The organism is Pelagibaculum spongiae, assembly GCF_003097315.1.
Taxonomy (GTDB): Bacteria; Pseudomonadota; Gammaproteobacteria; order Enterobacterales; family Pelagibaculaceae; genus Pelagibaculum; species Pelagibaculum spongiae.
Genome location: NZ_QDDL01000004.1, coordinates 61,561 through 73,666, shown reverse-complemented (window position 1 = coordinate 73,666; position 12,106 = coordinate 61,561). Strand labels below are relative to the sequence as shown.

Below are 12,106 nucleotides of genomic sequence, written 5' to 3'. Positions count from 1 at the left end.
TATGTGCCTAGCAATTCCAGTTAAAATAGAATCGCTCGTCGATGGAAGCGATGAAATGGCAGTAGTTTCTATAGATGGTATTCGCAGAGAAATCTCTGTTGCCTTAATCGATGATGTCCAAGTGGGTGATTACGTTATTTTGCACACTGGTTACGCGCTAAGCAAACTTGATGAAGCAGAAGCACAAGCGACCATCGAATTAATGCAGCAAGAACATTCACCGTTAATACGGTAAAACGTAGGTTTGATGAGTGTTAACGAAATCAGACACTTTAAATCGGTAGATTACTTTTTGCACATCATTTTGATTGCGCCGGTGGCTTATCAAACCTACTTCAGCTGAGTCAAAAAACTTAGCTCATTTAAAAAATATGTTGTGGCAACACTATGAAATATATTGATGAATACCGCGACCCAGATTTAGCAAAAAAAATAGTTGCCGATATTAAGAATGAAGTCGATCCCAATCGACAATATCGGTTTATGGAATTTTGTGGTGGCCATACCCATGCATTTTTTCGTTTTGGTGTGCCTGATTTATTGCCAGACAATTTAAAGTTGGTTCACGGCCCTGGCTGCCCGGTTTGCGTATTACCGATGAGTCGACTCGATTTAGCTATCGAGCTTGCTGAAAAACCAAACGTTATCTTGTGCTCCTACGGCGACATGATGCGAGTACCCGGCTCTGGCCGTAAAAGCTTGCTAACTGCACGCTCTAATGGCGCCGATGTTCGAATGGTTTATTCAGCACTCGATGCCATTCGCTTAGCCCAAGAAAACCCGCAACGCGAAGTAGTATTTTTCGGTATTGGCTTTGAAACCACCACACCACCTTCGGCATTATTACTGAAGCAAGCTGAAAAACTAGGCATCGAAAACTTATCATTATTTTGCAACCATCTGCTGACACCTTCAGCGATCGCCAGCATTCTTGATTCACCAGAAATTCGTGATCTTGATCGACTGAAACTGGATGGTTTCTTAGGCCCTGCCCATGTATCTACGGTTATTGGCTGTCAGCCTTTTGAGTATTTTGCCAGCGAATATCAAAAACCTGTGGTGATTGCAGGCTTTGAACCGGTTGATTTATTACAAGCTGTTTTAATGCTAGTTCGGCAAGTTAATGATGGCCGACACGAAATAGAAAATGAATATGCCCGAGCAGTTACTCACCACGGCAATCAAAAAGCAAAAGCAATAGTCGCCGAATGCTTTGAGCTTAAGAAAACCTTTGAATGGCGTGGACTAGGATACGTACCCTACTCTGGCTTAAAGATTAAAAAACAATTTTCAAAGTTTGATGCTGAAGTTAAATTTTCATTGCAAGCCAAAGAAGCCAAAGAGAATCGCGCCTGTGAATGCCCCGGTATTTTACGTGGAGTGAAAGAACCTCAAGATTGTAAGTTATTTGGCAAGGTCTGTACGCCAGATCACCCCATTGGGGCTTGCATGGTGTCATCCGAAGGCGCTTGTGCCGCTTGGTATCGATACCGCCGTAATAATATGTAAACAGAACAATACTACAGGGGTGTACCTATCCCTAGTGCTTGGATTCCGGCATCCATGCTCGGAATGACGATGCGGAGTTAATTTTACCTACAAGGTAAAAATTTCTCTCCGTCATCCTCGCCAAGGACGACTGCAAGGATGCAGAAGATAGAGCGATGCAGGAAGCAAAAGCCGAAGGCGGGGATCCATAAACAGGGACGTTGAATAAACAAGCGGCATTTAAAAACAGGATTAAACCATGCCTAGAGATGCATACAGTGCGCCATTAAATATCGAAAATGGCAAAATCGAACTGATTCATGGCGGCGGTGGCCGAGCTATGGAACAATTAATTGATCAGCTATTTAAAGCCGAATTTATTAAAGCTGGAGTTGCAGGCAATGATGGTACTGGCGAAGGCCCAAGCCACGATGCAACTCTAGTCACACCACCACCGGGACAGCTCGCGGTATCTACCGATAGCCATGTAATTACGCCTTTATTTTTTCCCGGCGGCAATATTGGCTCATTAGCGGTACATGGCACAGTCAATGATTTAGCAATGGGCGGCGCTAAGCCACTTTGGTTATCGGCTGGATTTATTCTTGAAGAAGGTTTTCCATTAAAAGAATTACAAACCATCGTTCGATCCATGGCTGCGGCGGCAAAAGAAGCTGAAGTTAAAATTATTACTGGCGATACCAAAGTGGTTGAAAAAGGTAAAGGCGACGGAGTTTACATTAACACTTGTGGCATTGGCCATGTAATTAATCAATCAAAAATTGGCCCACAATATATTCAACCTGGCGATAAAATTTTAATTAGCGGTTTTTTAGGCGACCACGGCGTTGCCGTTATGTCGCAACGTGAAAACCTCGGCTTTGAGTCTGAAATTTTGTCTGACAGCCAATCACTGAATGGGCTAGTCGCTGAAATGCTGGAGGCCGTGCCACAGGTTCATTGCTTACGCGACCCTACTCGCGGTGGGTTAGCAAATACCTTAAATGAACTAGTACAAAGCGCTCGTTGCGATGTTTTATTGCAGGAAGCAACTATTCCACTGCGCCCTGCGGTTAATGGTGCCTGCGAATTTTTAGGGCTGGATCCATTATATGTCGCCAATGAAGGCAAGTTAATCGCCATCTGCTCAGCCGAAGATGCCGATAAATTATTGCAGGTGATGCACAATCATCCCAAGGGAGAATCTGCAGCAATTATTGGTGAGTTTGTTGCTGAAAAATCTGGCGATAATTTTCAGGGTTATCTGGAAATGGAAACGCCTTATGGTGGAAAACGATTACTCGATTGGCTAAACGGCGAGCAATTACCAAGAATTTGTTGATTATATTAAATTCTCCCTGAGTGGGTTGCACTGAGTAGCCGTAAGCACGAACTGCAACTTTCGGGGAGGTCAACGAACTCCAGGCTCCAAATGAAACGAGCAGATCAATTTACCCGAAGTATTAATTGCACCATGGTCAAGTTGCAGCTCGCCTTTGGCTCGGTGACACCCTACAGGAATCATTCCTCGTAAATATCGGGGGATCGGACTCAAAGAGATTAGTCATGCGTATTTTATTGCTTTGCCATGCTTTTAATAGCTTAACCCAACGATTATTTGTTGAATTAAAAGCACGCGATCATCAGCTATCTATTTGTATTGATGTCAATGATCAAAATACTCAAGCTGCAATTGATCAATTTAAACCAGATTTGATTCTGGCCCCCTTTCTAAAGCGGGCGATGGGTGAATCGATCTGGAAAAATAATGTGTGCCTGATTGTCCACCCCGGCCCAATTGGTGAACGTGGTCCATCTAGCTTAGATCGAGCGCTATTGTCATTGGCTGAAAACCCAAATTCTAGCCGAAACTGGGGCGTCACCGTATTACAAGCGGTTGCTGAAATGGACGCTGGCCCGGTGTGGGGACATAGTGAGTTAACACTAACCCACCATGATAAAAGCGCTTGCTATCGCAATGAAATTACCGAAGCTGCGCTATCGGCCACTTTGCAATCAATTGACAATATTCAAGCTGCGCAACAACCATTAACTATTGATCACAGCAGTGCCGAATATTTAGGCTTTCGCCCACTGCTATTACAAAAGCAGCGAGCAATCGATTGGCAAAAAGATCCCAGCCAATTAATTCTTGGTAAAATTCGCAGTGCGCATAGTTTTCCCGGTTTGTTAGATCAAATCGACGGCATTAATTGCTACATTTGCGACGCTTGGCCTGAAGGCAAATTAAATCAAGATTTACAACACGCCGCGGGTAATATTATCGCCCGACGTGAATACGCACTTTGCCGAGCAACTATCGATGGTGCGATCTGGATTGGCCATGGTCGATTAGCTAATAGTGCGATAGCTAGCAAAGGCGATTCAAAACCAAGCGATTGTGGACTGAACCCGATTGATTATAAATTGCCTTTATTCGATTTATTGCAACCGCTGCTACCGCATTTAGCTGAAATTCCACAATCGCCACTAGCGATTGATGTCAGCGTCGATTATCTGACTTTCCGCGATATTAAGCTTGACTATTTAAAACAAGAGCAAGAGCAAGAACAATTAGCAGTTTTGCACTTCTCGCCGCATAACGGTGCATTCTCCACTGAGTTCTGTCGGCGGCTACTGGCTGCCTGGCAACAAGCGGCCGGCAACGATAATTGCAAAGCAATCATACTTGCCGGTAGTAGCGATTTCTGGAGCAATGGTATTAACCTAAATACCATCGAAGCGGCAGAATCTCCAGCCGATGAATCATGGGCTAACATTCAGGCGATGGACGACCTGTGCCAAGCAATTATTCAAACGACCGATAAGTTAGTCGTTGCCGCCATGCAAGGTAATGCCGGTGCTGGCGGCGTGTTTATGGCTTTGGCAGCCGACCAAATATATGCCCGAAATGGCATTATTTTTAATCCGCATTATCGCGGAATGGGAAATTTGTTTGGTTCAGAATATTGGACTTATCTACTACCCAAACGCTGTAGTAACTCAAAAGAAAGTCAAAGAGCCGGTGATTTCGGCCAATCACTCGCCGAGAAAATTACTAAAAACTGTTTGCCGCTTTCCACCGAACAAGCTTTGCAATGGCAGCTGGTTGATCAAATTCTTGATCGAGAAAACTTCCTCGAACAAGTGATTGAAAAAACACAAAGCCAAATTGCCGATACTGATCAGTTAGCGGTTACTTTGCAGCAAAAGCAGCAAACCCGGCAGCAAGATGAAGCAGAAAAACCTTTGCAAGCTTATCGCGATCAAGAATTAGCGCATATGCAGCAGAATTTTTACGGCTTTGACCTGAGCTACCATGTTGCTCGCTTCAACTTTGTTAGCAAACGACCTAAGTCGCGGACACCGTCTTGGTTGCAGTTTATTGGTTAATCCTAGGAGCCTGTTGTTATTATACAAACAGGCGGCCTTTTTCCTTTAAAAACTATGGTTTAATCCAATTTTTCAGCTCATTAACTGTAAGTGATGGTGTTTTTCTATGTAGCATTGAGTGGCAATTTGGGCAAACAGGCACTAAATCATTTACAGGATCAATTTTATATTCTTTCTTTTGACTACTGATCTCTTTGAGGTGATGAACATGGATAAACCCTTTTCCAAGATCTCCATATATTTTTTCAAAATCTATGGAGCAAACCTTGCAAGAGAACCCATGATGCTCTAAACATTTTCTTCTAGCTTTAATATTTCTCTCATAAGCATTAACTTGAACAGTCTTTATCCCCCCTTCAAGTAAAGATTCTGAATCTGCTTCTAGTGTATCTATACATTTTCGGGCTTTCTTGGTAAAAACTTCTCGCCCCATATATTCACTGTATAAATAAGCCATATATTTTGGATTACTCCAACTATTTGTTTCATTGGAAGCAGCTTTTTTTTGATGCAATAGATGCTGAGCTCGACTTAAACTGTACTCATATTCTATTTTTAGCGCATCAGAAAACAATTCAATATGTTCTCGACTACAAATGGCAAGATATTTCTCTGGAAAATATAAACTCAATATTTTTGCTTTAACTGTTTGACAGAGTGAGTTACGATCAATGCTGTTAAAATCCAAACTCGCCCCACTTGCTATTAAATCAATTAGTAACGAATGAATTTTTTTGAAAGCTTTCTTATCTGTTTCACCAAATTTTTTCGAAAAAACTAAGGTTTGATCTTTTTTTTGACGATAAATACCGAACTTCAGAGCTGTTGATCCCTGAATTCCTCCCCAAGTCTTAGTTTTTGCTTCAATCAGATTGCAGAATGTATCTTCGCCAGTGCCTACTATGTATTCTTTCAGTGTCAAACCTTCTAACCTTGACACTGGAAATACTTCTAAGAAGCGTTCTCTTTCGATATTAGCAATCTCTTCATGTGCGGAATCATATGCCTCAGAAAACCCCATAACTACATACCCCAATTTTTTTTAAATACTTCGAGATATTAAACATGCAAACTCCAAGTGTAAATAAAATCTATAAAAAATCTAATAACCTGTCATTTGAAAATACACCTGACCAGCTAATTAAAAAAACATATCCTTAGCAATGACGACTGAGAACTTGCTAGCCACCACAAAAGCCCACTGTCACACCTCACCTCATCATAAGAGAATGCTCTCTTTAAAAACCATTGATTCTACTTTCTATATGAGGTTTAAGCTGACATTGTACATATCAAATAAAACAGCCGGTCGAAACACTATGAACCAAAAATTCACCCGCTTTAAAGAGTTCTATCCTTTCTACCTTTCCCAGCACAGCAATCTAACTTGTCGCCTGTTGCACTATATCGGCAGTACATTAGTGCTAGTAATTTTGGTGACTATGCTGGTGACACAAAACTGGTGGTTGTTGCTTGGACTACCGCTAGTGGGTTACGGCTTTGCTTGGTTGGGGCATTTTGTTTTTGAAAAAAACAAGCCCGCTACTTTTCAATACCCGTTATATAGCTTTCTTGGCGATTGGGTAATGTTGAAAGATTTTCTACTTATGAAAAATCATCAGGACCATTGGAAAAAACCTGCCGCTAACTCGAAAGATTCCTCAGCGCCCAATCAGTCATCTTAAATGCTCTATTACTGCTCGACAGAACAATACATTGCGAGACATAACTTTGGTTGACTGATCAGACGATTCATACTGAAATGAAGCCAGTTTGATATCTCCGCAGCTATCTTCAGCTACTATTCAGCCAGTCATAGCTTGCAGTACTTAGGGAATTTTATCGTGCAAAATCGCCGCAACGCCTTGTCTCGCTTTAGCTCACAGCTATGCGCTACTGCAGGTGCTCTTTTAATTAGTTTCAGCGCGCCTGTCGCCTATGCTGCGCCAGATTTTACCAGCATGTTGAGTGTTGGCTGGCAGCAAGAGCAACAACAATGGCAAACGCTCAATAGTGAGCATTTCAGAATTCATTTCAGCCAAGGTCAAAAAGCACTGGCCCAAACCAGTGCCAACATTGCCGAAGCTAGCTTTGAAAAACTGAGTCAAGAATTAAAATGGCAGCCTAAAGGTAAGATCGAAGTCGTGCTAACCGATGACTACGATATTTCCAACGGTTGGGCAACACCTCTGCCATTTAACCAAATGCGACTGTTTATTGCTGCGCCCGATGCGATTAATAGCTTGGAAGATAATCGTAGTTGGCTAGAAACGCTGATTGTCCATGAACTAACGCATGTGATCCATTTAGATAAAGCTACCGCTGCACCTAAAAACATTCGTCAATATTTCGGTCGGTTACCTTTATTATTTCCCAATGCCTATCAACCGAGCTGGTTCACCGAAGGCTTGGCGGTACATAAAGAAACCGACTTCGAAAATGGTTTTGGTCGCGGTCAAAGCAGTTATTACCACATGCTGATGCGCAGCGAAGTTGCACGCGGTAGTCAGTCACTAGAACAAGTAAACGTTGGCGGCAAACAATGGCCACTCGGTGAAAACTATCTTTATGGTAGTTTCTTCATGCAATACTTTGCTGACACTTATAGCGAAGCGCAATTACAGCAATTAATTGACAGTTACAGCCGCAATATTATTCCTTTCTGGCTAAACCCAACTGCACGCAAAGTCACAGGCAAAGACTATCCAGAGTTATGGTCAGAATTCCAGCAATGGTTAGATAACAAATTTGCCCCACAAATTGCAGCACTCAATGCTAAAGCACATAAAAATCAGCAACTGACTTTTGATGGCTTGAGCAATCAACCGATTCAAAGCGACGGCAACAAACTCTATTTCATTGAAAACGATGGCAATAGCCCATTACAACTGGTTGAGTGGCAGCAAGGCAAGCAGCGTTCATTAGTGAAATTGCGTAGCCAAGGATATTTTGATGTAGATAATCGCTTTGGTGTGATTATCGCCCAAACGCTACCTTCAGCAGATAATCGTTTTTATAGCGATTTGTACTTATTCCGTGATGGTCGTTTGCAGGCCATTACCGATAAAGCACGCTACCGTGAAGCTCGCTGGACCGCCAACGGCCGATTGATTGCACGAAGTAATATTAGCGGTGAAAGCCAGCTAGATTGGCTAGATGCTGACGGTCAAAAACTCGCTACACTATGGCGCGGTACTACCGATGAAGTGCTGGGTGAGTTTGATGTTCACCCAACTGAAAAACGCTTGGTGGCCGCCATTAAGCGCAAAGGCCACAGCTGGGGATTGGAGCAGTTTAATATTGATACCAAACAATGGCAGCCATTGGTTAATAGCGCGGCCATTGAATCGCAACCTAAATATAGCGCCGATGGAGAAAGCGTATTTTTTAGTGCCGATTATCAAGGCATTTATAATTTGCAAAAAATCTCGCTAAAAGATCAGAAAATCACTCAGATCAGCCAAGTGGCTAGCGGTGCATTTTACCCGGTTCAAACTGAAGATCAGCAGCTTTATTACTCGCAATATACTGCCAACGGTTTTGATTTTTTCAAACTAGATGAAGACGTTGATATTATTCAACAACCAGCAGCAGAAGCATCGTTTGCGATTAATTTCCCAGTAGCGGCCACCGAGCAAACCGACTATTCACCATGGCCAAGCTTGTCACCTCGCTGGTGGTTACCGTTGATTATTAGCGATGAAGTCTCTTCCTCTTATGGCGTGACAACTTCCGGGCAAGACGCACTAGGCCAGCATAGCTATGCCATTGCTGCTTCGGTAGATGTTAAAAACGAACAGTTTTCAGGTAATTTGATATACGGATATTCCAATAAATATTTAGCCAGCTATTCGCGTTCATTAGATTATTACGACATTAATGATGTTGTCGAAGCAATTCAGGCCGAAGACACATTACAATTAATTCGATTAAATTTGATTAATGCTTTCAATGATGATTTTGGCGTGCACTTGGGTGCCAGCTACCAGAAAGAGAAAGACAGCTACCATCGAAATGATGCTTCCAGACGAAGCGCAGAAACGAAAACTGGCCTGCTTGGTGTGGCATTTACTTACAATAACAGTGAGCAATACCTAAATTCGATTAGCACTAGCTGGGGTCGAAAAGTTAATTTAGTTATTGAAACCAACGAAGCGATTGAAAGTGATTTTAGTGGCGAAGTGATCAGCTATGATTGGCAGGAGTTTTTCAACCTACCTTATAATCAAGTGCTCGCTTTGCGATCATTTGGTAGCTGGGGAAGTGATCGCCCTGACCCGCTAACATTGGGCGGCACAACATCTGACGCAAGCTCACTATTATTCGGCCGTAACGAATATGCATTACGCGGTTATGATGACAACCAATTTGTTGGTGATCGGTTACAGGTCAACACCATTGAATGGCGCTTCCCAATCACTACGATTGAACGCAGCTGGAACATCTATCCAATTGGCTTACAAGAAATCAATGGCAGCTTGTTTGTCGATAGTGGCGCAGTTTGGAACCGAACCAATTATTCACGCAATTATGATGGCGATTATTTCACCGGTGCAGGCGCAGAGCTTGAAACGGTTATTTCAATCGGCTTTGGTTTGGCACTGCCTTTCAAACTGGGTTACGCCCATGGTTTTGACAGTCAATATGGAGAAGATAAAATCTATTTGACTATCGGCCAGCAGTTTTAACAACAACTGACAAATGCTCATGTAAAAAATTAATCTGAAAAACTAAAAGCTGCGCAATACACTTTGCGCAGCTTTTTTGCTAGGCGCACTCCAGGCACACGGCCCACCAACTTACCTTAAAAATATCAGAGTATTATTAATCAAAAACAACTGATTTTCGTAGCCTGAGTAAGCCTGTGGGCGCACCAGAGAACCGAAAATTCGACATAGGCAATCTAAATTCACTGAGTTTATATCTTTTATTTCAGTTCATTAATACAGCAATAAACACAACATTTAATAACGAACAGTTACCTTACGATTAAATTGCCGCGCAAGCATCAAACAAACACTATTTTCTACCTTCTGTCTCCCCTCTATCGACTTATCTAATAAAGCGACTACTATCTCCGTCGACTAATAAGCTTATTGTTTATAGTTATATAAAAAAAAGGTATTTACACTGAATAGCAGCCGCCATACATAAAACTACAACATCGTGATCTGCATCTCATTTGCTGCAATCACCTCATAATTGAGGAAGACCTATGCCTATTAAGTGGACCGAAGATTGGGAAATTGGTATTCAAGTAATCGACAACCAACACAAAAGAATTGTTGATTATATTAATGAGTTAGAAGTCTGTCAAACAGCTGATGACAAGGCTGGCGTTAGTAAGATTTTGACTGAATTGACCGATTACACCAGCTCTCATTTCGCTTTTGAAGAGAATTTGATGGAAGAAGCTGGCTATGGCTTTGTCACTGCACACCAGAAAGTACATCATCTTTTTATTCGTCGGGTCGAAGAATATAAAACGCGATATTTGACCGGTGAAGATATAGCATCTGAATTGACTAAAACTTTAGAAACCTGGCTGTTTAATCATATTAAACATGATGACAAAGACTATTCGGGTATTGTTAAACAAAATCTCGAGTTGGCCACTGCCAAGGTAAAAAAACAAAAAAGCAAAAGTTGGTTTGGTCGCTTATTCGGTAAGGCCGCTTAATTCTATTTAAAATCCCAAGCACTTATATTGAAACCAATAGAAATGCTTGGGCTTATTTCGCTATTTATCTAAACTGACAATCGCTTGTAAAAAACTTTGCTCAGCTATTTCAATATCAAAAACATCGCTGTGTATCATTTCTAAACGACTATCTGCCGCTTCATCAATCGAGGTCATGCTGGCAATACCATCACGAACATTAATAATTCGCCAACCCTGATTGGTTCTAACAACACCTTTAATTCGTTCAACCTGCTGACCACTCACCCAGCCAAGCAGTTGAATTTCGTCAAAAATCGCCGCATCAACAACAATCCATCCGCAACTAACATAGCCCTGGCCTTTGCTTTCAAAGCGACGCCAATCTTCATCACCTTGCAGGCTTGCACCCGACAATGCAGGTGTTTGATGGTCAGCATGTTGATGACCGTGAGCAGGAGTCAGGTGGGCTTTATGTGGCAAATTGAGCCATTCAGCCTCAATCTTTCCTTGCTCAACCTTGGCGGAAATTGCAGGCTGTAGCCTTTCAATTAATTGTTCAAATATTTCAATGTCTTTAGCTGAAGATTGATCAATTTTATTAGCCAAAACAACATCAGCTTGCTGCAGTTGATCTTGAAAAACTTCATGCTCGATATAGCGTGCGTCGGATAAAGCAACCGGGTCAACTAAGCAAATAACTGATTGTAATTGCAATACATCTTGATAATGCTCTGCCTGCAATGTTTTTATTATTTCGCTTAAATGACCCAGCCCGGTAGGTTCGATAATTAATCGATCTGGCCTTTGTTTACTAATCAGCTGATTCAAACCAATTTGAAACGGCAAACCTGCAGTGCAGCACAAACATCCACCAGGAACTTCTTTAATTGCTAGCTGCTGATCAGGCACCTGCGATTGCAGTATTGCCGCATCAATTCCTACCGTACCAAATTCATTGATTAAAACTGCCCAGCGCTCTGCAGTCTGATTTTTTTGACTCTTTTGTTTCACCAAATTAATGATTGATGTCGTTTTACCAACACCCAAAAAACCCGTCACAATATTTACAGGAATTGCCATAGTTATCTCTAAATTACCGCCATCGGCATAATGTAATAATATAACAATAGCATTGCTGCGCCTAGCCCGACTGTTCTGGTGGGTTAATCGACGACTCTTTATCTTCAACAAAACGGCCAAGTTAATCATTGAGGATTAGCCGTCAGCTAAGTGATAGTTTGTCATCAGAAGCAGATCACTTGAAAATTGATCATTTTTTGATCAATTTTCGAGCAAGATACCAAACCTATATATGTTAATGACTTAGCAGCGCATAAATCGTAAAAACAGCACTTATCCACAGGATTAACCACAGATTCGTTTGATAAATCCTCAAAAACAAAAATCTAATAACGATCAAAAAAAACAAACCAAACAATAGCGATGATTGATAAAAAACTATTTAGCCGTGCTCATCGTCAATCCTCGAAAAAGCCTCTAGTGAAGCAGTTTGATCGAAGTCATGTTCATTTTCTAAACAGTAACAGCTAACACTGCAAAATG

General features: G+C 41.8%; 9 protein-coding genes. 7 read left to right on the top strand and 2 right to left on the bottom strand.

Annotation, left to right across the window (positions count from 1 at the left end; genetic code table 11):
* Position 1 precedes the first annotated feature (1 nt).
* The 4 genes from DC094_RS11100 to DC094_RS11085 all read left to right on the top strand — a co-directional run bounded on the left by DC094_RS11100 (position 2) and on the right by DC094_RS11085 (position 4,881).
* A complete protein-coding gene (locus tag DC094_RS11100; RefSeq protein ID WP_116687188.1) occupies positions 2-235 on the top strand; it encodes a HypC/HybG/HupF family hydrogenase formation chaperone in 234 nt (77 codons plus the stop codon).
* A 152-nt stretch (positions 236-387) separates the two neighbouring features.
* Entirely contained in the window at positions 388-1,509 is a 1,122-nt protein-coding gene (gene hypD / locus DC094_RS11095) for a hydrogenase formation protein HypD (protein ID WP_116687187.1), read from the top strand.
* 238 nt (positions 1,510-1,747) lie between these two features.
* A complete protein-coding gene (gene hypE, locus DC094_RS11090; RefSeq protein WP_116687186.1) occupies positions 1,748-2,830 on the top strand; it encodes a hydrogenase expression/formation protein HypE in 1,083 nt (360 codons plus the stop codon).
* 224 nt (positions 2,831-3,054) lie between these two features.
* Positions 3,055-4,881: an enoyl-CoA hydratase-related protein gene (locus tag DC094_RS11085; protein ID WP_116687185.1), complete on the top strand. Its 1,827-nt coding sequence runs from the start codon at positions 3,055-3,057 to the stop codon at positions 4,879-4,881.
* 52 nt (positions 4,882-4,933) lie between these two features.
* On the opposite strand, the gene DC094_RS22610 is transcribed toward DC094_RS11085, so the two are convergent.
* Positions 4,934-5,902, bottom strand: coding sequence for an HNH endonuclease (locus DC094_RS22610; protein ID WP_116687184.1), 969 nt, complete (start codon positions 5,900-5,902; stop codon positions 4,934-4,936).
* Between the two features lie 298 nt (positions 5,903-6,200).
* On the opposite strand from DC094_RS22610, the gene DC094_RS11075 reads away from it, so the two are divergent.
* The 3 genes from DC094_RS11075 (at position 6,201) to DC094_RS11065 (ending at position 10,561) form a co-directional block, all read left to right on the top strand.
* The gene (locus DC094_RS11075) at positions 6,201-6,566 is read left to right on the top strand and encodes an Mpo1-like protein (RefSeq protein ID WP_116687183.1); all 366 of its coding nucleotides are present in this window, start codon (positions 6,201-6,203) and stop codon (positions 6,564-6,566) included.
* Between the two features lie 159 nt (positions 6,567-6,725).
* On the top strand, positions 6,726-9,569 hold the full coding sequence (locus DC094_RS11070) for a hypothetical protein (protein ID WP_116687182.1): 2,844 nt from the start codon (positions 6,726-6,728) through the stop codon (positions 9,567-9,569).
* A gap of 527 nt (positions 9,570-10,096) precedes the next feature.
* Positions 10,097-10,561 (top strand): bacteriohemerythrin, encoded by a 465-nt coding sequence (locus DC094_RS11065; RefSeq protein ID WP_116687181.1) that lies wholly within the window; start codon positions 10,097-10,099, stop codon positions 10,559-10,561.
* 60 nt (positions 10,562-10,621) lie between these two features.
* Here the strand turns inward: DC094_RS11065 and DC094_RS11060 are convergent, their stop codons facing one another.
* Positions 10,622-11,752, bottom strand: a complete 1,131-nt coding sequence (locus DC094_RS11060; RefSeq protein ID WP_116687180.1) for a CobW family GTP-binding protein — start codon at positions 11,750-11,752, stop codon at positions 10,622-10,624.
* Positions 11,753-12,106: the final 354 nt, after the last annotated feature.

Coding starts and splice junctions, on each gene's coding strand:
- DC094_RS11060 (WP_116687180.1), bottom strand. CDS start 11,752: ATGATTAACTTGGCCGTTTTGTTGAAGATAAAGAGTCGTCGATTAACC.
- DC094_RS11065 (WP_116687181.1), top strand. CDS start 10,097: ATGCCTATTAAGTGGACCGAAGATTGGGAAATTGGTATTCAAGTAATC.
- DC094_RS11085 (WP_116687185.1), top strand. CDS start 3,055: ATGCGTATTTTATTGCTTTGCCATGCTTTTAATAGCTTAACCCAACGA.
- DC094_RS11075 (WP_116687183.1), top strand. CDS start 6,201: ATGAACCAAAAATTCACCCGCTTTAAAGAGTTCTATCCTTTCTACCTT.
- DC094_RS22610 (WP_116687184.1), bottom strand. CDS start 5,902: ATGGGGTTTTCTGAGGCATATGATTCCGCACATGAAGAGATTGCTAAT.
- hypD (WP_116687187.1), top strand. CDS start 388: ATGAAATATATTGATGAATACCGCGACCCAGATTTAGCAAAAAAAATA.
- hypE (WP_116687186.1), top strand. CDS start 1,748: ATGCCTAGAGATGCATACAGTGCGCCATTAAATATCGAAAATGGCAAA.
- DC094_RS11100 (WP_116687188.1), top strand. CDS start 2: ATGTGCCTAGCAATTCCAGTTAAAATAGAATCGCTCGTCGATGGAAGC.